This is a genomic window from Kushneria sp. Sum13, assembly GCF_052692355.1.
Genome location: NZ_CP199847.1, coordinates 2,043,616 through 2,068,839, shown reverse-complemented (window position 1 = coordinate 2,068,839; position 25,224 = coordinate 2,043,616). Strand labels below are relative to the sequence as shown.

21 protein-coding genes and 1 tRNA gene are annotated in these 25,224 nt (G+C 57.1%); 12 read left to right on the top strand and 10 right to left on the bottom strand.

From position 1 onward, the window contains the following. Nucleotides 1–179 precede the first annotated feature (179 nt). The 8 genes from ACUN8C_RS09745 to ACUN8C_RS09710 all read left to right on the top strand — a co-directional run bounded on the left by ACUN8C_RS09745 (nt 180) and on the right by ACUN8C_RS09710 (nt 11,042). Nucleotides 180–437: a GlsB/YeaQ/YmgE family stress response membrane protein gene (locus tag ACUN8C_RS09745; RefSeq protein WP_090130525.1), complete on the top strand. Its 258-nt coding sequence runs from the start codon at nt 180–182 to the stop codon at nt 435–437. A 192-nt stretch (nt 438–629) separates the two neighbouring features. Beyond that, nucleotides 630–2,105 carry a catalase gene (locus tag ACUN8C_RS09740; RefSeq protein ID WP_445619034.1) on the top strand — a complete coding sequence of 492 codons (1,476 nt, stop codon included), beginning with the start codon at nt 630–632 and terminating at the stop codon, nt 2,103–2,105. Between the two features lie 359 nt (nt 2,106–2,464). Beyond that, nucleotides 2,465–4,609 carry a catalase HPII gene (katE, locus tag ACUN8C_RS09735; RefSeq protein ID WP_445619033.1) on the top strand — a complete coding sequence of 715 codons (2,145 nt, stop codon included), beginning with the start codon at nt 2,465–2,467 and terminating at the stop codon, nt 4,607–4,609. Between the two features lie 210 nt (nt 4,610–4,819). Continuing rightward, nucleotides 4,820–6,112, top strand: coding sequence for an acyltransferase family protein (locus ACUN8C_RS09730; protein ID WP_445619032.1), 1,293 nt, complete (start codon nt 4,820–4,822; stop codon nt 6,110–6,112). Nucleotides 6,113–6,191: 79 nt separating this feature from the next. After that, a complete protein-coding gene (locus ACUN8C_RS09725; RefSeq protein WP_445619031.1) occupies nt 6,192–8,465 on the top strand; it encodes a DUF1266 domain-containing protein in 2,274 nt (757 codons plus the stop codon). Nucleotides 8,466–8,861: 396 nt separating this feature from the next. Next, nucleotides 8,862–9,284 (top strand): NlpC/P60 family protein, encoded by a 423-nt coding sequence (locus ACUN8C_RS09720; RefSeq protein ID WP_445619030.1) that lies wholly within the window; start codon nt 8,862–8,864, stop codon nt 9,282–9,284. A gap of 410 nt (nt 9,285–9,694) precedes the next feature. After that, nucleotides 9,695–10,264 (top strand): hypothetical protein, encoded by a 570-nt coding sequence (locus ACUN8C_RS09715; RefSeq protein ID WP_445619029.1) that lies wholly within the window; start codon nt 9,695–9,697, stop codon nt 10,262–10,264. An 85-nt stretch (nt 10,265–10,349) separates the two neighbouring features. Continuing rightward, nucleotides 10,350–11,042, top strand: coding sequence for a hypothetical protein (locus ACUN8C_RS09710; RefSeq protein WP_445619028.1), 693 nt, complete (start codon nt 10,350–10,352; stop codon nt 11,040–11,042). A gap of 47 nt (nt 11,043–11,089) precedes the next feature. Here the strand turns inward: ACUN8C_RS09710 and ACUN8C_RS09705 are convergent, their stop codons facing one another. Further along, nucleotides 11,090–11,572 carry an FKBP-type peptidyl-prolyl cis-trans isomerase gene (locus ACUN8C_RS09705; RefSeq protein ID WP_445619027.1) on the bottom strand — a complete coding sequence of 161 codons (483 nt, stop codon included), beginning with the start codon at nt 11,570–11,572 and terminating at the stop codon, nt 11,090–11,092. Between the two features lie 288 nt (nt 11,573–11,860). On the opposite strand from ACUN8C_RS09705, the gene ACUN8C_RS09700 reads away from it, so the two are divergent. Next, the gene (locus ACUN8C_RS09700) at nt 11,861–12,145 is read left to right on the top strand and encodes a hypothetical protein (protein WP_108842216.1); all 285 of its coding nucleotides are present in this window, start codon (nt 11,861–11,863) and stop codon (nt 12,143–12,145) included. 137 nt (nt 12,146–12,282) lie between these two features. On the opposite strand, the gene putP is transcribed toward ACUN8C_RS09700, so the two are convergent. From putP to ACUN8C_RS09675, 5 genes are all read right to left on the bottom strand, one after another. Further along, on the bottom strand, nt 12,283–13,773 hold the full coding sequence (gene putP / locus ACUN8C_RS09695; RefSeq protein WP_445619026.1) for a sodium/proline symporter PutP: 1,491 nt from the start codon (nt 13,771–13,773) through the stop codon (nt 12,283–12,285). Between the two features lie 144 nt (nt 13,774–13,917). Then, nucleotides 13,918–17,109 (bottom strand): bifunctional proline dehydrogenase/L-glutamate gamma-semialdehyde dehydrogenase PutA, encoded by a 3,192-nt coding sequence (gene putA, locus ACUN8C_RS09690; RefSeq protein WP_445619025.1) that lies wholly within the window; start codon nt 17,107–17,109, stop codon nt 13,918–13,920. A gap of 294 nt (nt 17,110–17,403) precedes the next feature. Beyond that, nucleotides 17,404–18,177 carry a helix-turn-helix domain-containing protein gene (locus ACUN8C_RS09685; RefSeq protein WP_445619024.1) on the bottom strand — a complete coding sequence of 258 codons (774 nt, stop codon included), beginning with the start codon at nt 18,175–18,177 and terminating at the stop codon, nt 17,404–17,406. Between the two features lie 41 nt (nt 18,178–18,218). Further along, a complete protein-coding gene (locus tag ACUN8C_RS09680; protein WP_445619023.1) occupies nt 18,219–18,587 on the bottom strand; it encodes a hypothetical protein in 369 nt (122 codons plus the stop codon). A gap of 63 nt (nt 18,588–18,650) precedes the next feature. Next, the gene (locus tag ACUN8C_RS09675; RefSeq protein ID WP_445619022.1) at nt 18,651–19,703 is read right to left on the bottom strand and encodes a CNNM domain-containing protein; all 1,053 of its coding nucleotides are present in this window, start codon (nt 19,701–19,703) and stop codon (nt 18,651–18,653) included. Between the two features lie 335 nt (nt 19,704–20,038). On the opposite strand from ACUN8C_RS09675, the gene ACUN8C_RS09670 reads away from it, so the two are divergent. Together ACUN8C_RS09670 and ACUN8C_RS09665 are read left to right on the top strand one after the other, a co-directional pair. Then, complete coding sequence (locus ACUN8C_RS09670) at nt 20,039–20,314, top strand: hypothetical protein (protein ID WP_445619021.1); 276 nt, start codon at nt 20,039–20,041, stop codon at nt 20,312–20,314. 345 nt (nt 20,315–20,659) lie between these two features. Then, a tRNA-Gly gene (locus tag ACUN8C_RS09665) sits at nt 20,660–20,735 on the top strand. Between the two features lie 145 nt (nt 20,736–20,880). On the opposite strand, the gene ACUN8C_RS09660 is transcribed toward ACUN8C_RS09665, so the two are convergent. From ACUN8C_RS09660 to ACUN8C_RS09645, 4 genes are all read right to left on the bottom strand, one after another. Beyond that, complete coding sequence (locus ACUN8C_RS09660; protein ID WP_445619020.1) at nt 20,881–21,153, bottom strand: hypothetical protein; 273 nt, start codon at nt 21,151–21,153, stop codon at nt 20,881–20,883. 123 nt (nt 21,154–21,276) lie between these two features. Continuing rightward, entirely contained in the window at nt 21,277–22,737 is a 1,461-nt protein-coding gene (locus ACUN8C_RS09655; RefSeq protein ID WP_445619019.1) for a dihydrolipoyl dehydrogenase, read from the bottom strand. A gap of 96 nt (nt 22,738–22,833) precedes the next feature. Then, nucleotides 22,834–23,580 (bottom strand): glutathione peroxidase, encoded by a 747-nt coding sequence (locus ACUN8C_RS09650; protein ID WP_445621852.1) that lies wholly within the window; start codon nt 23,578–23,580, stop codon nt 22,834–22,836. 211 nt (nt 23,581–23,791) lie between these two features. Then, a complete protein-coding gene (locus ACUN8C_RS09645) occupies nt 23,792–24,271 on the bottom strand; it encodes a DUF6314 family protein (RefSeq protein ID WP_445619018.1) in 480 nt (159 codons plus the stop codon). Between ACUN8C_RS09645 and ACUN8C_RS09640 the strand changes: the two genes are divergently transcribed. Continuing rightward, complete coding sequence (locus tag ACUN8C_RS09640; protein WP_445619017.1) at nt 24,272–25,159, top strand: carboxylate/amino acid/amine transporter; 888 nt, start codon at nt 24,272–24,274, stop codon at nt 25,157–25,159. Nucleotides 25,160–25,224: the final 65 nt, after the last annotated feature.

Sequence of the window (25,224 nt, the reverse complement as noted above, 5' to 3'; positions counted from 1 at the left end):
CGTTGTCGAATGAGTGGTCTCGATTGTAGCGAATTGCATGTCACGCCGCCTGAAAGCAATGTGATTGGTAACATGGCGCATAGCGTCTATAGTCTAGGCAGTACTGCAGGTTAACTGCAGGCTCCCCGGCCAGGGTAATGGCAAAACATTCAAGCAGGGTGGTTATCAGGGAGAAGACCATGAGCATTATTCTTTGGCTGATCATTGGCGGTCTGGCTGGCTGGATTGCCGGCAAGATCATGCGTGGTGGCGGCTTCGGTATCCTTGGCAACATTGTCGTGGGTATCGTGGGGGCAGTACTGGGTGGTGCCATCTTCAGCATGCTGGGCATTGGCTCCAACAACATCATTGGATCACTGGTGGTCGCCATTATTGGTTCAGTGATTCTTTTGTGGCTGGTCTCTCTGATCAAGGGCAAGGGGAACGGCAAGGTCTGACCCTGCCGAACGCTTTCTCCCTTCGACGCCCGGCAATGCCGGGCGTCGTTGTGTCAGGCCCTGCTGCTCAGCTTTTACAGCCAGTGTCCATACAGTATTGGCAATCGCTCAAATTGGGAAAGCCGATTAAAACCCTGTCATTCGATTGTGTAAATTTATCACCTGTTGAAGCCTCATACAGGAAAGCAATCAATGACCGACTCAGCTCCCATTCGCTACACCACGGCCAACGGTGCGCCCGTCCCCAATGATGATGCCAGCATCACCGCCGGCCGTAATGGGCCGCTGACCTTTGACAACTGGCGTCTGTTTGAAAAGCTGGCCCACTTCAATCGTGAACAGATCCCAGAGCGGGTCGTGCATGCGCGCGGCAGCGCTGCCTTTGGTACCTTTCGCCTTACCCGTGATCTGTCCGACCTGACCATTGCTGATTTTCTGCGTGGTATGGACACCGAAACTCCGGTCGCCCTGCGCTTTTCAACCGTGGCCGGCGGTCAGGACTCGGCGGATAACATTCGTGACGTGCGCGGATTTGCCGTCAAGTTCTATACCCGTGAAGGCAATTTTGATCTGGTCGGCAACAATACGCCGGTCTTTTTCATTCGCGAGCCGAGCAAGTTCCCCGATTTCATTCATACCCAGAAGAAGGATCCACGCACCAATCTGCCCAGCCAGCAGAATCAGTGGGAGTTCTGGGCCAACCATCCGCAGTCCTTCCATCAGGTGACGATCCTCAAGTCCGACCGCGGTATGCCTTACAGCTATCGCACCATGCATGGTTTCGGTTCTCATACACTGAGCCTCTATAACGATGCCGGGCAGCGGGTGTGGGTGAAGTGGCACTTCAAAACCAATCAGGGCATTCGCAACATGACCCCTGCAGAGGCGCAGGCGCTGCCGGTCAATCATCATCAGGCTGATCTTTTCAGCCATATCGAGCAGGGCGACTTTCCGGCCTGGACGGTGAAGCTGCAGGTCATGACAGAAGAGCAGGCGCGCGGTTATCACATCAACCCGTTTGATCTGACCAAGGTCTGGCCGCATACCGATTTCCCGCTCATGGAAATTGGCCAGCTCGAACTCAATCGCAATCCGGACAACTACTTTGCCGAGGTCGAGCAGCTGGCGTTCAGCCCATCGAACTTCGTGCCGGGGGTCAGTGCCTCACCGGACCGTGTGCTGCAGTCACGACTGTGGTCATATGCCGATGCGCATCGCTATCGCCTGACGGTCAACTATCAGCAGATTCCGGTCAATCAGCCGCGCTGCCCGGTCAACAATTACCAGCGCGATGGTTTCATGGCGGGCACCCTGCGGGACAACGGTCACGGAGGGCAGTATTCCAGCACCAACTTCTATCCCAATGATCGAGTCATGCAGGGCGCCCCGGCCCCGGATGCCCGAGTGAGCGAGCCGCCCATGCCGCTGGAAGAGAACGCCTGGGTGGGGTATTACGATAATACCGAGGAAGACAACTTCTCCCAGCCCGGTCATCTTTATCGCCTCTTTGATGACGGTGAGCGCGATCGTCTGACCAACACGATTGCCCAGGACCTGACCGAGGTCGATGAGAGCGTACGGGCGCGCATCATCGCGCAGTGTCACGCTGCTGACCGCGATTACGGCGAGCGCGTCGAGCGACATCTCAAGGCGCTGCTCGATCGATAGTCGTTGTCTCCCAAAATCGTTGCCGTTCAACAACAATCAAAGGCTGCCGGGCATTGCCCGGCAGCCTTTTTTCATGTGTACACCACGCCAGCCTGACAGAACGCCAGAGCATATGGGGTACCAGCAACAGGTTCCGGGGCCAAAAACCGTCACAGGATAAGTTTTCACCACATACTCGGGGATCGGCTTTTTTTAAACCGAAAAATTTATCTACGCTTAAGAGCCGCAAGGCGCCATGAATTGATGGGCCAGTGCTTTTGGGCGCTGGCCGGATGGTAATCGAGCGCAGTTTTGATGCGCCGCCAATGGACAGGCAGACGGCAATGTTTCATTGCCGAATTCGATGAGGAGCATGGACCGTGGCAAATAATCCTTATAGCGCATCCAATACGGATGGCCCGCACGATACTGATTTCAAAACCAGTGATCAGAGCAAGAACGAGAACCTCGAGCAGTTTCGCAATGATGCCGAAGGTCATGATCTGCGTACCAACAATGGCGTACGCATTGCCGATAACCACAACTCCCTGAAGGCCGGTGAGCGTGGTCCGACGCTGATGGAAGACTTCATCTTCCGCGAGAAGATGAATCACTTTGACCATGAGCGTATTCCCGAGCGCATCGTGCATGCTCGCGGTGCTGCTGCACACGGTGTTTTCGAGGCCTATCCGGAGGCCGAGAAGTATTCAAAGGCGGCGGTTTTCAAGGCCGGTCAGCAAACCCCGACCTTTGTACGCTTTTCCACCGTTCAGGGTTCGCGCGGTTCCAACGACACCGTTCGTGACGTGCGCGGCTTTGCGACCAAGTTTTACACCGAAGAAGGCAACTGGGATCTGGTTGGCAATGACATGCCAATCTTCTTTATTCAGGATGCGATCAAGTTTCCCGACTTTGTGCACGCCGTTAAACCCGAGCCGCACAACGAGATTCCGCAGGGTCAGTCGGCACACGATACCTTCTGGGATTTCGTGTCCTTGATGCCGGAATCCGCTGCCATGGTGTTGTGGACCATGTCGGATCGCGCCTTTCCGCGCAGCTATCGTTCCATGGAAGGTTTCGGCATTCATACCTTCCGGCTGGTCGACAAGCAGGGCAAGTCGCGCTTTGTGAAGTTTCACTGGAAGCCGCTGGCCGGCACTTATTCCTTTATCTGGGATGAGGCTCAGCTGCTGTGGGGGCGTGACCCGGACTTCAACCGCCGCGAGATGGCCACCGATATCAGCAATGGCGACTATCTGGAATGGGAGCTGGGGGTCCAGATCATCGAGGAAGAAGACGAGCACAAGTTCGATTTCGATATCCTGGATGCCACCAAGCTGATTCCCGAAGAGCAGGTGCCGGTCACGCCGCTGGGCAAGATGACGCTCAACCGCAACCCGGACAACTATTTCGCCGAAACCGAGCAGGTCGCCTTTAACCCGGGCCATATCGTACCGGGCATCGACTTCACCAACGACCCGCTGCTGCAGGGGCGTCTGTTCTCCTATCTGGACACCCAGATGCTGCGTCTGGGCGGACCGAACTTCAAGGAAATCCCGATCAACCGTCCGGTCACACCGGTGCACAACAACCAGCGTGACAGTTTTCACCGCATGACGATCAACAAGGGGCAGGCGTCCTACGAGCCCAACTCGATCGATGACGGCTGGCCGCGTGAAACGCCGCCGGCAGCGGAAAATGGCGGGTTTGAATCGATCAACGAACGCGTCGATGCCCACAAGATTCGCGGGCGCAGTGCCTCCTTTGCCGATCATTATTCGCAGGCCACCCTGTTCTGGAACAGCCAGACAGATGTGGAAAAGGAACACATCGTTCAGGCCTACGGTTTTGAACTCTCCAAGGTCGAGCGTCCCTGGATCCGTGAACGCGTGATCCAGCAGATTCTGCCCAACATCGATCTGGATCTGGCCCGTCGCGTTGGCGAGATTCATGGCATTGATGCGCCCACGGAGAAGCCGGCCTCGGCAGAAGAGCTGGGCAAGAGCACGCTGACCGAGTCGCCGGCACTGAGTCTGATGGCGCGTCTGCCCGGCAACATCAAATACCGCAAGGTGGCCATTCTGGTGGCGGACGGTGTTGATCTTGATCAGGTCACGGCGCTGCAGTCGAAGCTCAAGGCGGAAGGGGCAAAGGGCATGATCATTGCGCCGACCATGGCACCGGTGAAGGCCAGCAATGGCAATACCCTTACCCCTGATGCCATGCTCAATGGTCTGCCGTCAGTCACCATGGATGCGGTACTGATTGCCGGTGGTGCCCGGAGCATTGAAACGCTCAAGGCCAGCGGTCAGGGTCGCTACTATCCGCAGGAAGCCTGGAAGCACCTGAAGGTGATCGCTGCGGTAGGTGAGGGCAAGGCGCTGCTGGAAGCGGCCAACATCAAGATGGATGAGGGTGTCCTGACCGGTGACAGCGTTGATGCCATCTTTGATGACTTCAAAAAGGCGCTGGGTCAGCACCGTGTCTGGAGCCGTAATCCGGAAGCCAATACTCAGCCGGCCTGAGACAATTGACGGATCGTATTGGTTCTACAACGAAAAACCCCGGCCTGGCCGGGGTTTTTTATAGGCCTGCGGATTAACATATTATGACCCTACGGAGTGGACGTTGGCACGAGAGCTGCGTATGTTGCTTGCCAAACCGGCATCTGTCAGTCATCTGCCAAAAGGCATGGCGGATTTGCCCCGCTTACGTCAGTGCTTTGAGTGGATATCATGGCCTCTTCCAAAGAGCGTTTTATTGGACTTGAGTGGCTGAGATTCTTTCTCGGTCTCTACATCGTCATCTTTCATACCCTGCATAACTATCCGTCCATCAGAAGCTGGTCGGGCTATGTCACGGATCTGGGATTTTTCTCGACCAGTACCTTTTTTATCCTGTCAGGCTTTCTGCTGGCGCATGTGTATCTCAATGACAAACAAGAGATGCGCGAGCCGGCCAAAAGCTTCATGACCAAGCGATTTGCCAATCTCTATCCGATTCATATCGGGTCGTGTCTTCTGGCCATGGCGGTCTCGGCAGGCGTTGGCTATCTGGCTCTGACGGCGCAGGATGCCGGCACGTCACTGCGCTTTGTGCTTTATGACGTCAACAATGATACCGGTATCGTCAATCCCGAGGCCCTGCGCCACACCATGGGCGATTTTGAGCTCTGGTTTAACGTCGTGCTCAACGTGTTCATGCTGCACGCCTGGAACCCGTATTACCTGACGTTCAACCCGCCGTCCTGGTCCATTTCGGCGCTGTTTTTCTTTTATCTGACCTTTCCCTTCGTCGCGCCCAGGCTCATGAAGATCAAAAGGACCCGGCTGGCGATTTTGCTCACCAACCTGATTTATCTGGTCCCGCCATTGCTGGTCGTGGCCTTTACGCCCTATGACATGCCGGAAACGGGGATCCTGCACCGTAACCCGATTATCCGACTGCCCGAGTTTATTGCCGGCATTTTGCTGTGCGCCTTTTACATGCAGCAGAAAAACGCCGGCAGGCTGCTGCAGTTGCGCGGCAAGCTAACGCTGATGCTGTATATCGCGGCGTGCTGTCTGGTGGCGATCTGGCTGCTGGAACATGGGCGCGCCTGGTATTATCTCCTGCACAACGGGCTGTTGCTCACGGCTGAAATGGCGCTGATCTATCTGTGCGTGCACATTCCTACCCCTGACAGCGCGCGGCTGACCAAATTTGCCGGACGTCTGGGCGGTGCATCGCTGCCCATGTTTGCCCTGCATGTGCCGCTTTATGTCATCTTCACTCGAAGCGAGCAGATCCTGAAGGGAGAGCCCTCCCTGTGCGCTGATAACCTGCGCCTGTGTCTGGCAGCGGCCGGCACCAGTTCCATCTGGCTCTATCCGGTCTACCTGCTGATCACCATCATCCTGTGCATTCTCTTTCAGGAGCAGTTTGTCGTGCGCATACGTCGCTGGATCCTGAGCTGGATGCTGCCAAAGGTCCCGGTGCGTACCAAAACGCATGCCGAGCGAATGGCCGATCCGCAGGAACCTCGCTGAGGGAAAGGGGGCCGTCCAGGTTACAATGAGGGCTGCCCCCGCAACGGCGTGACCGAATATTTGTTTCATGAGGTATTTTTTGAAAGAGAGCCTGCAGATCTGGTGTGCCCAGCGTCTGGCCAGCCATGGCTGGCATCGTGAGGTGCCACCCGAGCGTGGCATCAGTGTGCCCCGTGCCCTTGCTCGTCTGCGCAGCATGGAGATTGAGGAGCCCGGTGCACTGGGGTGGCAAATGATAGGGCGCCTTGATCAGGCGCAGCGTGATGAAGCTGTCACCATGCTGGTGCTGGCCTTCAACGCGCAGTGGCTGGATGAGCAGGCGCTCTCTCAGTGGCTGACCTGGCTCAAGGAAGGTGGTGGTGCACAGGCGCCATGGCCCGATGACGGCGACAGCGCCATATGGCGCGCCCGTGCGCCCTTTGCGCCCATCATGGTCGACAGCATGGCGGCGGCCGGGCTGGAGCGCGAGCGTACCGGACATTTCCTGAGCCAGGTCTGGTCGATTCATGAGCGCGATGAGCTCATCCGCATGTTGCTCTGGCTGGCAGGACAGGGGCATCGCCATGGCTGGGAGCTGGATCATCAGCGGTTCGAGGCCATGAGCACGGCCGAGCGTCTGCAGTGGCACGCACGCATGGCCTCACAGGCGACCTACGCTGCCACACTGGAGGCCTTTGTCGTGCACGGGCAGCCATGTGATGTGGCCGCATGGGACTGGTTGCGTCTGGTGGATCTGGCCTGGGCCGGGATGGCCATGGGGTGGCTGGATCAGGAGGAGGCCAGAAACTTTGCCGCACATGGGGTAGACCTGCTGACCCGCCGTTATGACAACTGGCATGCTGTGGCACTGGCCTGGCAGCGCGGCCGCAGTCTGCATGAAGGGCTCGATTTGATGGAGAACTTCGTTGAAGACTGGCAGTTGCTTTTGGACGCGAGCGACAGCCCATGGCAAAGGCCGTTGCATCAGCTGCTGGATGATGACCTGCGAGATCGCTCGCGCGCCATGATCCGCGGACTGCGCAGCAGTGCTCGTCACTGGGCACTGGCGGTAGCCTCGGTCAGGGAATCGGATCTGCTGTATCGTCAGTCAACGGCGCCGGCCGTTAGTGAGGAGCAGCGTCGCCAGAGCCGGGAGTATCTTTATGAGATACTGGACTGGCGCCCGGAAGAGGGCTTGGCAGGACTTTCACGCTTCTGGATGCCGGGACAGGTGCATCATCTCAATCAACTGGCCTCCGATGCGCTGCATGACAGGCTGCCGGAAATCGACACCCCCTTTGGTATGCCATCTCCCGAGCTGCTGGCTTATCGCCAGGAACTGGCTGCCTGTGCTTCAGTTTCGGCCACCATCATCATGGCCGAAAAATATGCCTTTCATCTTCAGATGTTCGAAAGCGCCGACTATGGTGAAGACGAGCTGCTGACGCGTTATTACACCAGACTTGCCGCCACGCTTGATCGTCACTACCTCTGCGTGGATGCCATGCTGGAAGCCTGGGTGCGATGGGAGAAGACCCTGCCCGAGGACAGCACTCAGGAGTCTCTGGTCGAGGACATCGAATGGCATCGCCATGACCCCGGCAGTCCCTTTCACTGGCTGACGGCACCGACCGGATTTCAAAAGGAGCCGGGCAGGCGTCCGCCCCTGTCGCGATTTACCGCACTTTCGCTGTCAGGACCGCTCAATGCCGTGCTCTGGGGTGAACCCGACAGACAATACGGTGTTCAGGCCAGCGAAATCCGGGACTGGCTCGACAGCCATTACGGTCTCGGGGGCACGGCGTCATTGATTCGCTTTCTCGACTTTCTGGTCGAGGCAGGGGATCGCCAGGAGTATTTGATCAATTACGGACCGTACACGCTCAACCAGCGCCGCCTGCGCCAGGAAATTGCCGTGCTGGAGTCTGCCGAGCGCAGCGAAGATGAAGGCGTACATCTGGAGAGGCTGCGCCGAGTGTTGAAAAACGATCATCACTGCAACGATATCGATATGGCGGCGTGGGACATCGCGCAGCTGGTAGACCTTGCAGCGGCCGGGCGCCAGCTTGGCTGGCTGAGTGCGGAAAAGTTTCATCACTATCTGGATCAGGCTCTACAGCTGGCATCGCGACACTATAGCGACTGGTGGGCCTATGGAAAGGGAATGCTGGCAGGGTACAGCTTTTTCATGGTGGCCACGCCCGAACGCGATCATTTCCTGGCGGAGTTCAATCATGCCATGACCGCCTGGCAGACAGGGTTGCCACCGCTGGCAGGATGCTGGGCAAGCCTTGATTTTCCAGGCACGCAACCCAGACGCTGGCCGCCCTTGCACGCCGATACGCTGCCGGGCGATGCACGCATTCTGCACTAGGGCCACAAAAGGTAACTTTTTGGTGTTTTTTGGTTACTTCCGTATGGTTTTCGATTAATACTTTGGTCATAACAAGGGTGGTTTGATTAATTTTTAATACTCGCCAGGCAAGGCCAAATTCCTTAACATCCTGAAAGCGTCATTTTCGACGCCTTTTCTCCCATTTGTACGTGATAATTTCAGGATGCTTCCAGTGCTCGATCAACAAAAAGGGCCGTATACATGCGGCGAATAATCATGAGTGGTCTGGTTTGTCTTGCTTTAGGAGGGTGTGCGGCCTCGCAGCCCGGTTCACAGGATGGTGCAAAGGACACGGCAATGCTTTCGCTTTCGACGGTGAAAACGTCGAAAGCGAAAGCGGGAAGAAATGCCGGCCAGGCGCCTCGATATGATTACATGTCACCTGAAGATGCCAACCCGGTCGATGTAGAAGCGGCACTGATGGCCGAGTACGACACCTGGGAAGGAACGCCCTACAGGTTCGGCGGCGAAAGCAGCAGTGGTATCGACTGTTCGGCACTGGTACAGCAGATTTTTCGTGACAGCTTCAACTTTGATCTTCCTCGAACCACGGCCGGGCAGGTATTGACTGGTCGCCGCATCGAAAAAACAGCGCTCAAGGCGGGTGATCTGGTCTTTTTCAGACCATGGCGAGGCGATCGTCACGTCGGGATCTACCTTGGTGACGGTCGCTTCATGCATGCTTCAAGCTCACGAGGCGTCAAGATTTCGCGGTTGGACAATCCCTATTGGAGTCGGCATTACTGGCAGTCGCGTCGGGCGCTTGATGCCAACGCGCTGGCCATGCGCACGCCCTGATCGTATGAAAGGTTAAAGCGGGCCGATACTGCCACAGTATCGGCCCGCTTTTTTATGGGCTGGCGGTGATGACAGTGAGCTGACCTGTACAGGTTCCTTTCCATGTCGCTGGCCTTTGGCCTCTTGCATCAGGCTGTCCAGGGGCTTTCGAAACCAATACGTTATCAATCGGCATTTCTTGTACAAGACGTATAAAAATATTGTACGATGACGTCTGTAAGCGGCTGGCAGGATGCCGGCCTGAATATTGATTTCAGGATGTATCAGGTATGGATACCCAGTGCTCAGGACTTTCAGCGCCCAGGGCTGAAGCAATGCCCACCTCTTTGACATCGTTCGGAATCGATGAAACGTTAGCGCCTCAGACAGCGCGCACGCGCGCGAACCCTCACGCGATATCGCTGCTGAACATGGCACCCCATCACCGCGTACTGGACATGTATGGTGCCAATCGACAGCGCATGCACCTGATGGCCGAGAAACTCGATGAACGAGGGGAACTGGTCGCCAATATTACGGGAGCACTGTCGCTTGAAAGCACCGAGCTTTGCCCTGTTCCGGACAATGTCATCATGACCCGCCTTGATGACGAGCGTCTGTCGCTGGAAGACGTGGGCACCTTTGATCGTGTCCTGCTGGATATCCCGGCCCTGATGGGTCGGCATCTGTCATCACGTCAGCGTTCAGAGCGTCTTGTGTCGTTGCTGTTGCGTGCCATTACCCTGTGTCGCGAAGGTGGGCGCGTCGTGTACGTCACGCACGGTCATCTGATGCAGAACAATGAGAGGGTGGTCGACCAGGTGATCAATGATGCCCACAAGGGGGTTGCCCTGAACAACATTGCATTGGCCGGCAGCCCGGGCAGTACCTTCTGTAGTGGTCAGCAGCTGGATCCAAGGATTGCCAGAACCCTCTATGTAGACGATGAAACAGGCCGCGATGATCGCTTTCTGGCCGTTCTTGAGTGCGGTCGCGGCTGAGTCAGGGAAGGTCTGACTCAACCGGCATCGACGTCGTTGCGGCCCATCACTACAATGACGCCTCTTTTGCCTGCCGGTACCGAGGATGTCTCACCTGATTTTTCGTTTGCGTCGTTTTTGTCACACCGTCATGGCATGGACGGCGCACCAGCTGGTTACCCTGCGTATTTCACCGGCAGGGCTTGCCCTTTCCGCCATCGCGTTTGGCATGGCCACAATGCCCTTGCTGTATGCACATCAGCCTTTTCTGGCTGCCCTGTTCGTTGTTATCTATCGCCTGTTGAGCATGCTGTCAGGCTGGGTCTCAAGCGCGCTTGGACACTTTGATGTCAGGCAGCGCTATCTGCGGCCCTTTATGGAAATCATCCTGATCATGTCGGTCATGGGCGGGCTTTCGCTCTATCAGCCAGAGCGGCTGATGTTGCCAGCGCTTGCGCTGGTGATCGTAACGCTTGTGTTCGACCTTGAACGGCGACTGGTCGCGCTGCTTCGAGAAGCGCAAAAAATGACCGTCAATGTCGGCAGAATCGAGCGCCTGATCGATGTTGTGACAGGCAGTGCAGGGCGAACACTGCTTTTGATTGCGGCCTGCTACTGGCCGACCCCTTTTCTCTGGAGCGGCTTCGGGTTTGCCGGTTTCTGTCTGGTGGTGCTGATCTGGCGACTGATCTTTAACTATCGAGCGCTTGGCCGACATTCCAACGCCGCCGAGTTTGCTTGCGATGACGTGCCGGGCGATGCGGTCTCACCAGGTACGAAACAACAAAAGCCGGCATAAAAAAAGGCAGCCCGTGGGCTGCCTTTTTAAACGCTGTGCGTTGGCAATCAGTGCTGATGGCCGCCTTCACCGTGTACATGGCCGTGCTCGAGCTCTTCGGCACTGGCTTCACGTACGGATTCAACGCTGACGTCAAAGTTCAGGGTTTCACCTGCGAGCGGGTGGTTACCGTCAACAGTCACGGTGTCGCCTTCAAGCTTGGTGACGGTGACCAGCAGCGGGCCGCCTTCGGTCTGAGCCTGAAACTGCATGCCCGGCTGAATGTCTTCAACACCTTGGAAGGCATCGCGCGGTACTTCCTGCACCAGAGAGGGCTGGACTTCGCCATAGCCTTCGCTTGGTTCAACGCGCGCCTGAAGGGTATCGCCTGTCGTTTTACCTGACAGTTCCTTCTCAAGGCCAGGAATGATGTTGCCTGAACCGTGCAGATAGGAAAGCGGATCACGACCTTCAGAGCTGTCGAGGACTTCTCCAGCATCGTTTTTCAGGGTGTAATGAAACGCTACTACCGTGTTCTCTGCGATCTGCATGATAAGGGTCCTTTTGCGTCGGTACGTGTTGGTTGCTTTGAAACTGTCGGGGCATTGTCTCCATGGATGGCCTCCATGAATGCGTGCCGACGTGCTTACCCACCAAGATGGCGACGGCCATATGTTTTTCAACCCCGAGTGACTCATCAATCGCGCTTTTTTTACGATATCATGCCAGCATGGTGCTTACCTGTGTGCAGGCCGGCGTCATGAGGGCCCAGCGGGACAGGCATTTCGCCCGGGGTCACACTGAATTATAGACACTCAAACATTCGCGCAGGAGAGCTTATGACCATTGCTGTCATCTGGATCGTTATTTTTGCCATTGCTACCGCACTGGCCTGGAAGGGCTGGGAGAGTGGTTTTGGCAAAATGGTCAATCGGTGGGTGCCTGCCATTCTTCGCCTTGATGACGAGCAGGGCAACCGCATCACCTGGTCGGTCGTGGCAGGGGTGCTGCTGGCCACGCTGATGACCAACCCTGCTTCAATGCTTCTGACCCTGCTGCTGATTGCCCTGATCGTTTTTGTTGTACGGGCCATCATCCGCTTTGCATTGAGCAAGGTGCATTAAGACCGTTCGGTAGGGCTGACAGTGGCCGGCGAGCGATTGAGCAGTCCAAAATCCTCACAACGTCCGTCATTGAATGCCATCAAAAAGGGCTCCCTCGGGAGCCCTTTTTAACGTTCGATGGCGCTGCCAGCGCGCGATCAGCGAGATATCTGCTTGTACTCGCCGGAATCACTGGTGGCTCTGCTGACAACCACAATAGCCAGCATGGAAGCGATGAAGCCCGGAATGATTTCATAAATGCCCGGGCCACCCATGAACTCGGCGTTCCAGCCCAGCGCAATCCAGACCATGACCGTCACTGCGCCCACGACCATGCCCGCGATGGCACCGGCGCCATTGGTGCGTGACCACATCAGGGACAGCAGAATCAGCGGACCGAATGCCGCGCCAAAGCCTGCCCAGGCGTTGCTCACCAGTCCCAGCACCTGTGAGTTCGGATCAGAGGCGATGACGGCGGCGATGATGCCTACCAGCAACACGCTGATTCGACCGACGGTTACTGCTTCCTTCTCGGAGGCTTGCTTGCGCAAAAACAGGCGATAGAAGTCTTCGGTCAGTGAGGAAGAGGCGACCAGCAACTGGCTGGAGATGGTGCTCATGATCGCGGCCAGCAGCGCGGCATAAAGGAAACCGGTTACCAGCGGATGAAACAGCAGGTTCGCGAGTATAATAAAGATCGTTTCCGGATCATCGACCTGCATGCCATTGCGAACGGCATAGGCCCGACCGAAGATGCCCAGCGATACCGCACCAATCATGGAAATGAGCATCCAGCTCATGCCGATGTTTCGAGCCACAGGCACGTCCTTCAAAGACCGGATGGCCATGAAGCGCACAATGATATGAGGCTGTCCGAAATATCCCAGCCCCCAGGTCACGGCAGAAAGCCAGCCGATGAAGGTCAGGCCGTCTGTCCAGGACAACAGCGTGGGGTCCACCTCGTTGAGGGTTTGTGAGGCCTGAGTGAAACCGCCACCGCCTTCGCCAAAAAGCACCACGGCCGGCATGATCACCAGCGCCAGCATCATGATGCAGCCCTGAACAAAGTCCGTCAGGCTGACCGCCAGAAAGCCGCCGACGACCGTATAGACCAGCACCACGCCCAGCGTAATGACGATCCCCGTACCGTAATCGCCCAGACCACCAATGTTGATCAGACCCGAAAAGGCACTCTGGAACAGCTTGCCGCCAGCGACCAGGCCCGAGGCTGTGTAAATGGCAAAAAAGATCACAATGACGATGGCAGAGACCACCCGCAAGGACATGGCTCGGGTCGGGAAGCGGTTGGCCAGAAAGGCCGGGATGGTAATGGCATTGCCATAGTGCACCGTCTGCTCACGAAGACGCGGTGCGACCAGCAACCAGTTGAAGAAAGCGCCCACCAGCAGGCCAATGCCGATCCACGCCGAACCAAGGCCCGAGGCGAACATTGCGCCGGGCAGACCCAGTAGCAGCCAGCCGCTCATGTCCGAGGCGCCGGCCGACAGGGCCGCCACCTGCGGACTGAGGGTTCGGCCGCCGAGCATATAGTCTTCGGAGGTAGAGGTAGACGTGCGCATGGCATAAATGCCAATGGCGATCATGAGCGCAAAATAAGCGAAAAGGCTGATCCAGACACCGATAGCCATAAATTTCTCCTGTGTTCTGATTATTAGGCCGGAAGGTTTCCTGCAAGGGTCATGAGCAGGGCGCGCGCGAATGAAAAACCGTTTTTGACGTTGTTTTCAACCACAAATGGTTTTCCATCGCGCGCATGTCTCATGAGTTCTGGATCAACCGTCACCCATGGCCAGAAGGGAGGCATTGCCCCCCAGGGCTGCCGTATTGATCGTACGCGTTTTTTCATTGGCAAAACGCAGTAGATAGTGGGGGCCACCGGCTTTGGGACCGGTGCCGGAGAAGCCCTGCCCGCCAAAGGGCTGTACGCCCACCACCGCACCTATGATATTACGATTGACGTAGACATTGCCGACCCGGATACGACTGGCCACCCGATTGGCAAAGGTTTCGTTGCGGCTGTGCACGCCAAAGGTCAGGCCATAGCCAAGCTCGTTGATGGTGTCGATGACCTGGTCAATCTCACTGGCCTTGAAGGTCGCCACATGCAGGATGGGGCCAAACTGCTCGGTCTCCAGCGCATCAATGCCGTCGATTTTAAAGGCCGTCGGGGCAATGAAGGTGCCTTTGGCAGCAATGTCGGCATCAATGGCGGTCTCGGCAATCAGGCGACCTTCGCCCTTGAGGCGGTCGATATGGGCCTGCAGGCCTTTTCGAGCGTCTTCATCAATGACCGGGCCCACATCGGTGGACAGATGCGTTGGATCGCCAATGCTGAGTTCGGCCATGGCCCCCTTGAGGGTATCGATGACGCGCTCGGCGATGTCTTCCTGAACATACAGCACACGCAGCGCCGAGCAGCGCTGGCCGGCACTCTGATAGCTCGAAGCCACCACATCCTTGACCACCTGCTCGGGCAGGGCCGTGGAATCCACGATCATGGCATTCAAACCGCCGGTTTCTGCTACCAGGGTTGGCAGCGGCGCGTTTTCCCGGGCGGCCAGCGAGCGATTGATCAGCTGCGCTGTCTGGGTGGAGCCGGTGAAGGCAATGCCGGTGATGCGACGATCGCTCGAGAGCACGGCGCCTACCGTGGCGCCATCGCCCGGCAGCAGCTGCACAACCTCACGCGGCATGCCGGCTTCATATAAAAGCTCGATGACGCGATGGGCGATCAATGAGGTTTGTTCGGCGGGCTTTGCCAGCACCGTATTACCGGTCACGGCAGCGGCCACGGTCTGACCGCAGAAGATGGCGATCGGGAAGTTCCACGGGCTGATGGTGGCAAAGACCCCCTTGCCCTGCATGATGAGCTCGTTGGATTCCCCAGTCGGCCCCGGCAGAACCGTGGGCGCCTCAAAGATTTCCCGGGCGCGCGCGGCATAATAGCGACAGAAATCCACCGCTTCGCGGACTTCGGCCACGCCATCGGGCAAGAGCTTGCCGCCTTCCATGCAGCACATGGCCATCAGTTCTGCCATGTGCTTTTCCATCAGATCGGCAAAACGCTCCAGAATGGCGGCGCGTTTCTCGACCGGGGTATCGTTCCAGTCCGGGAAGGCCTTCCATGCCACATCGATGGCACGCGAGGCTTCCTCGGCGCTGGTCCAGCGTACCCGGCCGATGGTGTGTCCATGGTTCCATGGGCAGATGACGTCGTGTCGCTCACCGTCCTGATCCTTCAGGTCAAACCCTACCAGCGGCCCCGCACTATAGTCGCGCTTGAAAAAGGGCGCCATCTCCTCCATCAGCGGTTTGAACTGGCTGCTGACGTTGAGATTGATGCCGCGGGCGTTGCGGCGACCGTCGGGGAAAATCGCCGCCGGCATGGGGATATTGGCATTGAAGTACTGGCCAACGCCTGTCAGGTTCTCGACCGGATGAACGCACAGGGAGTCTACCGGTACGCGCGGGTCGACGAGCTGGTGCACGAACGAAGAGTTCGCGCCGTTTTCCAGCAGGCGGCGTACCAGATAGGGGAGCAGATCCTTGTGAGCACCTACCGGGGCATAGATGCGACACCAGGTGCCTTTGGGGGCCTGCTTGAGGGCGGCCTCGTAAAGTGCTTCGCCCATGCCGTGCAGGCGCTGGAATTCAAAACCGCGATCGCCCTGATGGGCCAGATCAATAATGGTCGAAATGGTATGCGCGTTGTGGGTGGCAAACTGCGGGAAAAGGCGGCCACGCGTATTGTCAGAGAGCAGATAGGTCGCACAGGCCAGGTAGGACACATCCGTACAGGCCTTGCGGGTAAAGACCGGATAGCCGTCGACGCCGAGCTGCTGGGATTCCTTGATCTCGCTGTCCCAGTAGGCGCCCTTGACCAGACGCACGGGCACCTCATCGCCCTGATCGCCGGCCACACGCGTCAGCCATTGCAGTGCCGGCAGGGCACGCTTGGAGTAGGCCTGAATGACCAGACCAAATTTGCCCCAGCCCTGGCAGGCGCTTGAGGTATAGACCGCCTTGAAAACGTCGAAGGACAGCTCGAGTCTATCCACTTCTTCGGCATCAATGGTCAGGGCCACATCCAGCCCGCGCGCCAGTTCGACCAGTTGTTGAACGGTGCCGACCAGTTCCTGAAGTACCTGCTCGCGGCGACCGGATTCATAGCGGGGGTGCAGCGCCGAGAGCTTGATGGAGATCGAGGGCGCCGGCGTGCTTGAAGAAAGCTTCTGGCTTGTCTTGCCAACAGCGCGGATGGCGCTGGCATAGTCGTCGAAATAGCGCTTGGCATCCTGACGGGTCAGCGCGGCTTCCCCCAGCATGTCATATGAATAGGTGTAGCCCTTGTCGAACTGCGGCTTTGAACGCTTGAGCGCTTCGTCAATATCGCGACCCAGTACGAACTGGCGGCCCATGACCTTCATCGCCTGGCGCATGGCCTGACGAATGACCGGCTCGCCCATGCGGTTGACCATACGGTTAATGAACCCCGCCGGGCGCCCATCCTGAGGATGGTCCAGCTTGATCACGCGACCGGTGGTCAAAAGCCCCCAGGTCGAGGCGTTGACGAACCAGGATTCGCTCTGGCCGGCGTACTTTTCCCAGTCACCGACACTGAGACGATCCTCGATCAGGGCATCGGTCGTGGCGGTATCGGGCACCCGCAGCAGGGCTTCCGCCAGACACATGAGCATCAGGCCTTCCTGCGTGCCCAGGCTGTACTGCTGCAAAAGCTCATCAATGGAATCCACCGCGGTATCCATGGCGCGAACTTCGCGTACCAGCGCTGCGGTGCGATCAGCAATCCGCTTGAAATCCTTTTCATCGGTCTGCAGGAGTTCGATGAACTCCCGCACAAGATCATTTTCATTGACGATGTAGTGATCGCTGATGCGGTCAAAAAGGGCTTCAGGCGTCTGCTGCCAGGTGTTGGCATCCAGTATTTGTTGGCTTTTGAGCATAGTGGAGTTCCTTGCCGCGACGGGCAGCCAGCGCAGGTGATGGGCACGCGAACGAGCAGCGCCCCGATGGCCGGCGGTTACAAGAGGATGGTGACTTTTTTGACTTTAGGCTGCCTCGTGCAGCGCCGTCTTGTCGATTTGCCGGGAAGGATTGTCAGATTGACGGGAGTTGTGCAGGCCGGCCAACAAGGCAAAAAAGCGACTATATCAGCAATTCGCCTTTGGTCTTAAACGCTGGTCTTGAACGTTGGTTTTAAACACAGGAGCGTAATGGTTGATGCTGTATCGATTTGCCTATGAGCCGGCCGTCTGGCGCAGTGCGCCCGGGGCGTGACCGAAATGGCGTCTAAAGGCATGTGACAGGGCGCTTTGATTGGCAAAGCCCGAGCGCTCGGCAATATCAATCAATGGCAAACGGGATTCCAGCAGCAGTTTGCGGGCGGCATTGAGGCGCTTGCGCAGGATGTATTGATAGGGCGGCAGTCCCGTACGTATCCGAAAAAGCTCGGTGAAGTGGGCACTGGAGAGATGGGCCAGGCCGGCGAGGTCTTCAACACGGATGCCGCGGGCCAGATGCTGTTCGATGTAATGGTCCAGCATGACAAGGTCGAGTCGCGACTGTGGGGTCGCCTGCCGATCAAGCAGACGATGGGAGAGGATCGACAGCAGGGTGGTAATCAAAAGATCGCGATCGACGTCCGGCTGATGCGTGATTTCTTCCACCATGAAGGTGAGATAGGCACAGGCTGCGCTGTCGAGCTCGAAGTGCAGAGGTTGAGAGAACAGCTGAAAGTGATGTCGATAGGCGCCTGACAGTCCCGGCGCGTCATCAAAAAGATCCAGCAACAGCTGGGAGTTGTTGCCAATGCCGCGGTAGCAGTGCTCCCGATCGCCCGGGATGGTGCAGCCATGAAACGGTGAAATATGCAGCGGGCGACCGTCAATGATGATTTCCGCTTCACCCTCCAGCCCGATCACGATCTGGTGAAAGGGGTGAGAGTGCGCCTGGGAAATCTCCTCGAGCGGTGCACGGCGAATGACGTTGGTACTGGTCAGCGCGATGGTCATGGCAGTTCAATATCCGGACAGAGGACGCTCATGGATCTGACTCAAAAGGCGCGGCGGTCATTGAGTGACAGTCGCGCTGTCAGATGCTGGCGCAGGGCACGAATCTCCTCGAGCCCGGTCACTGAAAAGAGCGCTCCTCCCTGCTCAAAGCGCCAGGGCTGACCATATTCATCCATGATGGCCTGACAGCGTCGGCGCACATTTTCAAGGTAAGGGTCGTGGCGAATCGGATAGCCGACAATGGTGTGCCAGCGTGCCTCGGAGACACGGTTTTCCAGCGTCTCGTCGAGCAGGATCAGCAGGTCGTCGGCGCTGGTGCGATATCGCGGCGTTCGCGACAACAGCAACGCCGCGACCATGAAGCCGCAGATCAGCAGGCAGACGACAAAGGTCAGTAAAAAGGTAGCCATGGGGGTCATCGGTGGCCGGATCGGAACGTCATTCTAGCATGCCCCGATCCTCGGCCGAGAGGGTCAGCGTTTGGGTAGCATATCGTTGACAGCGCCTTCGCGACTGCGCCGAATACGCTTGAGCCAGAGCTGTCTGGCGTGATGTCGAAGATTGGAGACATCGTCGGTTTCATCCACGATATCCTGACCCAGAATGGTCTCGAGAATATCTTCCATCGTCAAAACGCCCACCCAGTTGCCATGATCGTCATACACCACACACATGTGATGGTGGTCATTGAGCATGCGGATAAACACCTGCTCGACGCTGTCCTTGCTGTCTACTGAATCGATGGGATGCATGATCGACTCAAGCGTCGCGTCGTCGTCGGCGTGGTAGGCGTCCATCTTGTGGATATAACCCATGGTCTGTTCCGGCGGCGTCATGACGGGGTAGCGGGTAAAGGGCAGGTCGCTATAGCCGGCATCAAATTCGTTGACGGTCATTGTGGGTGTCACGGTGGTGCATACCGTGCGCGGTGTCATGACGTCCCGAACGGGAATGTTGTGAAGGTTGAGAATGTTGACGATGGTCCTGCCTTCATCGGCGTCCACCACCCCTCGTTCCTGGCCCAGCTTCGCCAGTGCCTTGATCTCTTCGCGAACATCGACGTCATCTTCCTTTCCGCTGCCAATTCGGCTCGTGATCTGTTCCGACAGCCATATAAAGGGCAGCAGCAGCCAGATCATGCCCTTGAGCGTGGGCGCCAGAATCGGAGCCAGCTGACGCCAGTAACGGGCACCAATGGTCTTGGGCAGGATTTCCGACAAAATCAGGATCAACAGCGTCATGATGGCCGAGGCCACCCCAATCCATGTTTCGCCGAAAACGGCCGACACCTGTGCGCCCACACCTGTCGCACCTGCCGTATGTGCAATGGTATTGAGCGTGAGGATGGCGGCCAGGGGGCGGTCGACGTTGTCCTTGAGATGACTCAGGGAACGATGCAGTGCCGGTTTTGATTCCTGCAGGCGTGCGATATGGCTGGGAGTCAGGGAAAGCAGCGCTGCTTCAAGTACCGAACAGATAAAGGAGATGCCAATGGCAGCAAGGGCAAAAACGATCAGGAGGATCATGGAGGCTCTGTGTGAGGGTCAGGAGATCATTAATGACATTTCTGGCAGGGCAATGAATTAACGGACAATTAAGATGGCAGGGTTTTGGTAACTTTACGTAAATATTAAGACTGGCTTTTGACTTGCTTTGGCGGACTCTAACGTCGATGTTACCGGCAAAATGTCGCTATTTTGCGACATTAGTAAATTATATTTAATGCAGGGTTTTCGAAATTAAATAAATTGATCACAAAATTTGTTTCTTTTAATACTTTAGCATTGGTATTCGATCGGTATAATCCTTGTAAGTGGCAAATAATTAACCCATGTAATGGTAAAAGGCTTACTCATTCGGCATGCAATCCCTTGACTCACTTGAGCTGGCCATTTTGACTCGCCTGCTCAGTACAGGCCGATATCAACGCGTGTATGTCAAGGCGATCGAATTTGGCGTCACGGATGTCGAGTTCGCCCGCGCCGTGCGCTATCTGTCCCGAAGAGGACTGATTGATGCGATATGGCAGGAGCATGACTCACGTCACAGGGTGCGTCGTCTGTTTGGCAGACCCTGTTTTGATCAGTGCTGTGGTCGGATTACCGAGCATGGCCTCAATGAGGTCATGACAGGCTAGTGCGTGTTCTGACCTTGCTGGCTGCTTTTAAAGGCAATCCGGGAAGTAAACATGTGGTGGCAGGGGGAAGAGAGACGGCCCTACCTAAAGAGGCCTTTTCTTGAGGGCTTTGGACCGACATAAAAAAACCGCCACAACGAGGTGGCGGCCATGCAAGGAACAGTTAAACCAAAACGCATTCCTCAGCGACTGAAGAAGAACGTCTTGCATACTAGGACCGTGGTGTTTCCGGTTTGATCCCCAAATTTGGAAATTTTTTTCACGCGCTGTCTTTTTGCCATAAAAACAGCGCTTTGTAGCGCACTGCTTGTGTTTACCGATAGGGGCTTTTATGATGAGCGCCATGCGGGTATAGCTCAGTTGGTAGAGCGTCAGCTTCCCAAGCTGAATGTCGTGGGTTCGAGTCCCATTGCCCGCTCCATTTCTTCCTGTATTTCCCCTTTCGCTGTCCAGAATCCTGCAAGCCGAACCAACCGCGTTTTCATGTGGCTCATCACCTGCTGAGCGCTGTATGGCCAACGTGTTTTCAGACTGCCGGTAAACGTCGATGCATGGTCGTTTTGACCTCAGGCCCTGCTGAAAAAATCCAGCACCCGATTGACTCCCAGACTGTCCGACCAGGCCGCCGGGGTCTGAATGACGGCAATGAACATTTGATCGTCAACGTCCACATATTGCTCAAGGTCGGCCAGAACAAGGTCGGGCGTGGCCATGGTTCTGACAAGCCAGGTCGTCTCGAGTATGTGCAGACTGTCCGGATAGCGCCCCAATGCCCTGATCAGGTGGTGATATTCCTGCCCCGGGCGTTTTAGATCACAGGTAATCATATAGTCGGCCATGTCTGGCTCCTGAGGGCTGTCGAAAAATTGTGCCGGCAGCCACTGTGTCATGGACCCTCGATCAATCGATGGGTCGGGTTGATTCGCACATCCGGACGAGGGCATCCAGAGCCATGAGTACGTTTAGCTGCCGGGTCCGGTGTCCATGCAGTGCTGTGCCATGGCCGGGCCCAGTCGGAGTCTGCCATTAAGGTCGCGCAGCGCGCTGCGCAGTCCCTCCTCAACGCAGGGGTGATAGAAGGGCATTTCCAGCATCCGCGCCACGGTCATGCGCTGCTGGTGACACCATGCCAGTAAATGGGCAAGGTGTTCTGCATCCGGCCCCAGCATTTCAGCGCCAAGAAACAGTCCCGAGCCCTGTTCGCCATAGACGCGTAGCAGACCCTGATTCTGGCGCATGACCCGAGCGCGCCCCTGATGTTCAAAGTTGACCTCACCGATGGCGTAACTGTCGCGAGGGCGCTTGTCTATCTCGGTCCATGACAGTCCGACAATGGCAATCTGTGGGTCGGTGAAGACCACCGTCAGCATGGAGCGACGCTGGCCGGCGCGGATGTCCGGATAGCGACCGGCGTTGTCACCGGCAATACGGCCTTCATCAGAGGCTTCATGCAGCAGCGGCAGCTCGGCATTGGCGTCCCCTGCGATAAAGATGCAGGACGGCGTGCCATCCTGGCGCTGACACTGCAGCGTATAGCGATCAAAGGCCGGCAGCCCCTCATTCATGCGCAGATCCGCGTTTGCGATCTCCAGACCTTCAAGATTGGGCGGGCGTCCCGTGGCCGCCAGCAGATAGTCAAACTGCTCGGTCACCTCGCGCTCGCTATCGCGCTCAATAAAGGTGACTTCCACCCGATCGTCGACGAGTGCCACATTGCGGGTCTCGGCTTCGGGATCGAGATAGAACTCGGTATTGAACTGCCGATCGGCATGCTCGCGAATGGCGGGGTCGCTGATCGGGCCGATGCCTCCGCTGACACCAAACATGCGTACTCGAACGCCCAGTCGTGACAGCGCCTGTCCCAGTTCCAGGCCAACCACGCCTGGGCCGAATACGGCCACTGATTCAGGCAGGTCGTCCAGATAAAAGAGGTCGTTGTTGGTGATCAGGCGGTCGCCGGCAGCCTTGAGAAAGTCTGGATAATCGGGGCTGGAACCGGTGGCAATCACGATTCGCTCGGCATGAACGCGGGTATGATCGTCGATGATCAGCGTGTTGGTGCTTTCAAAGGCGGCATGGCCCCGAAGGCGCTGATCGGCGTCAATACCTTCCACCGAGTCGATAACGCCATCGACAAAATGGTCGCGTTCGCGCTGGACGCGCGCCATGACATCACGGCCGTCGATACGAAGGTGTCCATCAATGTGGATGCCAAAGGCGTCAGCGTCACGCGCGTGATGCGCGGCATCGGCAGCCGCAATCAAGAGCTTGCTGGGCATGCAGCCCACCCTGGCGCAGGTGGTGCCGTAGGGGCCGCTTTCGATCATGATGACGCTGTCGGTGTGGGCGCGGGCCGCATGATAGGCCCCCAGACCGGCGCTTCCTGCGCCAATAATGGCAACGTCTACGCGTCTTTCCTGCATGCTGAGGCTCCATTGCCTGGGTAAACAGTAGGGAACTGTACACATAAAAACGGCCACCCGTGGGTGGCCGTCATGATCAGGCAGGCAACAAAACGATCAGGCAACCGCCTTCTCGAGATGCGCCTTCAGATCCTCGGCACCGCCGATGTGGCGGCCATCGATCCATACCTGCGGTACGGTGGCATGGCCGGTCATGGCGCGCAGTGAGCGGCTGGTAATGTCGCGATTGCCGATGGTGATGTCTTCATAGGCAATACGGTTATCGGCCAGCGCCTGCTTGGCGCGTGCACAGTGCGGGCAGCCCGGCTTGCTGATAATGGTAGCAAAGCTGGGGCGATCTGCTTCAGGGTTGAGGTAATCGAGCATGGTGTCGGCGTCGGAAACCTCAAAGGGATCGCCCGGCTTTTGCGGCTCGATGAACATCTTTTCGATTTTGCCGTCGCGAACGACCATCGAATAGCGCCAGCTGCGCTTGCCAAAACCCAGATCGGTCTTGTCCACCAGCATGCCCATGCCTTCGGTGAAGTCGCCGTTGCCGTCTGCCAGCAGGGTCAGATGCTCGGCTTCCTGATGCTCGCCCCAGGCTTCCATGACGAAAGCGTCATTGACGGACAGGCAGAGGATTTCATCAACGCCGCTGGCAAAAAGCTGTTCTGCCAGCTCGTTGTAGCGCGGCAGATGCGTGGAGGAACAGGTCGGGGTATAAGCGCCCGGAAGGGAGAACACAGCGACGGTGCGATTGGCAAAGATATCCTTGGTCTGGACATCAACCAGCTCGCCGCCCTTGCGCTGTTTGAGGGTCACTTCCGGAACATACTGTCCTTCACGATTTTGCAATTCCATCATTTGCTCCATGTATTATTGAAATACTGCGGTAAAAACACCGCTGCCAGAAAACATCCTGCAGTGTATGGGGTCGAGTCTCATCATGATATTTAAATAAGACAAAGGTCGTAATAGAAAGGGATAATTGGAAAGGTTTGGCTAATGTTATGGCGCAAGCCAGACCCCCCTGTCTTTATCTACTCATCGCCTACCCATGCATGATCCATTGCTATCGATAGCAGTAGTGGATGTGCTCCTGTTTGCGTGGTCCTTCAACCGTCCAGGTCAGATCAAAACCGCCGTCTTTCATGATCAGTTCGCCGCTGTAGAGATCCCGCACGCACAGATGCGGGGAGAGGCTGATCAATCGGTTGTCCTCTACCACGATCAGCGGAAACAGAAACACGGCCTCTTGCTGGCCGCGGCGTTCGTGATAAAGCTCTACGCGATCCTCGATAACCTCAAAGCGGTAGACATTGCTAAAGGCCATCCTGCGGCCGTTGGCATGAGTGAAATGGCCCTGTTCATGAAAGCGAAAAGTGGCGTCGTCACCGCTGACAAGGACCTCTCCGATGCCCTGGCCCGACCAGTCACTGGAGGATTGCGGGCCGGGTGAGGCCGTAAAGGTGAGCTGCCGGGTTGCCTTGAGGCATTCGGTCAGGCGTATAATTGTTGTTAACCTTGAAAATCTATCTGGTTGACAAAGCATATGGGCTATCTACTCGGGGTCACACTATTGTGGTCCTTCTCGTTCAGTCTGATCGGTGTGTATCTGGCCGGTCAGGTGGACAGCTATTTTGCCGTATTAACGCGTATTTCGCTTGCCTGTCTGGTATTTTTGCCCTGGCTTCGTCCGCGCCTGCTGGACCGGCGGCGAACACTGGGGCTGATGGGCGTGGGCGCCGTACAGCTGGGGCTGATGTATGTGTGTTATTACCAGTCCTTTGTGCTGCTCACCGTGCCGGAAATCCTGTTGTTTACCATTTTCACGCCCATCTATATCGCCCTGCTGGATAACCTTCTGTGTCGTCGCCTTGATCTGGTCCAGCTGGCCATGGCCGTACTTGCCGTGCTGGGTGCAGCGCTGATTCGCTATCAGGCCGTTGGCGATGCCTTCTGGACCGGCTTTCTCATGGTGCAGGGCGCCAACCTGTGCTTTGCCATCGGCCAGGTCGGCTACCGACATCTCATGCGCGGTGTTGAAGGATCGTTTCCGGCCCTGAATGTGTTCGGCTGGTTCTACATCGGGGCGCTGCTGGTCGCGGTACCGGCCTGGTGGTGGCTGGGGGATGCTTCCAATCTGCCAACGACATCGGTGCAGTGGGGTGTGCTGGCATGGCTGGGTATGGCGGCCTCGGGCGCGGGCTATTTTTTATGGAATCAGGGCGCTCGACGCGTCGATGCTGCAACGCTGGCCGTCATGAACAATCTGCTGATTCCTGCAGGACTTCTGGTCAATCTGTTGATCTGGAATCGCGAGGCGGACCTTTCCCGCATCGCGCTGGGAGGCGCTGTCATGCTGCTGGCCCTGCTGGGCAGCGAATGGTGGCGCCGGCGTTCAGCCCCGTCACCTTCTGCATCGGCTGAATTTTCATGAGGGTGTGGTTTACCCCTCTGTCGTGCTGAACGCATAATGCCGGCTCGATGAAACAGTCTGGACGG

Coding starts and splice junctions, on each gene's coding strand:
- ACUN8C_RS09745 (WP_090130525.1), top strand. CDS start 180: ATGAGCATTATTCTTTGGCTGATCATTGGCGGTCTGGCTGGCTGGATT.
- ACUN8C_RS09740 (WP_445619034.1), top strand. CDS start 630: ATGACCGACTCAGCTCCCATTCGCTACACCACGGCCAACGGTGCGCCC.
- ACUN8C_RS09730 (WP_445619032.1), top strand. CDS start 4,820: ATGGCCTCTTCCAAAGAGCGTTTTATTGGACTTGAGTGGCTGAGATTC.
- ACUN8C_RS09720 (WP_445619030.1), top strand. CDS start 8,862: ATGTCACCTGAAGATGCCAACCCGGTCGATGTAGAAGCGGCACTGATG.
- ACUN8C_RS09715 (WP_445619029.1), top strand. CDS start 9,695: ATGGCACCCCATCACCGCGTACTGGACATGTATGGTGCCAATCGACAG.
- ACUN8C_RS09710 (WP_445619028.1), top strand. CDS start 10,350: ATGTCTCACCTGATTTTTCGTTTGCGTCGTTTTTGTCACACCGTCATG.
- ACUN8C_RS09705 (WP_445619027.1), bottom strand. CDS start 11,572: ATGCAGATCGCAGAGAACACGGTAGTAGCGTTTCATTACACCCTGAAA.
- ACUN8C_RS09700 (WP_108842216.1), top strand. CDS start 11,861: ATGACCATTGCTGTCATCTGGATCGTTATTTTTGCCATTGCTACCGCA.
- putP (WP_445619026.1), bottom strand. CDS start 13,773: ATGGCTATCGGTGTCTGGATCAGCCTTTTCGCTTATTTTGCGCTCATG.
- putA (WP_445619025.1), bottom strand. CDS start 17,109: ATGCTCAAAAGCCAACAAATACTGGATGCCAACACCTGGCAGCAGACG.
- ACUN8C_RS09685 (WP_445619024.1), bottom strand. CDS start 18,177: ATGACCATCGCGCTGACCAGTACCAACGTCATTCGCCGTGCACCGCTC.
- ACUN8C_RS09680 (WP_445619023.1), bottom strand. CDS start 18,587: ATGGCTACCTTTTTACTGACCTTTGTCGTCTGCCTGCTGATCTGCGGC.
- ACUN8C_RS09675 (WP_445619022.1), bottom strand. CDS start 19,703: ATGATCCTCCTGATCGTTTTTGCCCTTGCTGCCATTGGCATCTCCTTT.
- ACUN8C_RS09670 (WP_445619021.1), top strand. CDS start 20,039: ATGCAATCCCTTGACTCACTTGAGCTGGCCATTTTGACTCGCCTGCTC.
- ACUN8C_RS09660 (WP_445619020.1), bottom strand. CDS start 21,153: ATGGCCGACTATATGATTACCTGTGATCTAAAACGCCCGGGGCAGGAA.
- ACUN8C_RS09655 (WP_445619019.1), bottom strand. CDS start 22,737: ATGCAGGAAAGACGCGTAGACGTTGCCATTATTGGCGCAGGAAGCGCC.
- ACUN8C_RS09650 (WP_445621852.1), bottom strand. CDS start 23,580: ATGGAATTGCAAAATCGTGAAGGACAGTATGTTCCGGAAGTGACCCTC.
- ACUN8C_RS09645 (WP_445619018.1), bottom strand. CDS start 24,271: ATGCTTTGTCAACCAGATAGATTTTCAAGGTTAACAACAATTATACGC.
- ACUN8C_RS09640 (WP_445619017.1), top strand. CDS start 24,272: ATGGGCTATCTACTCGGGGTCACACTATTGTGGTCCTTCTCGTTCAGT.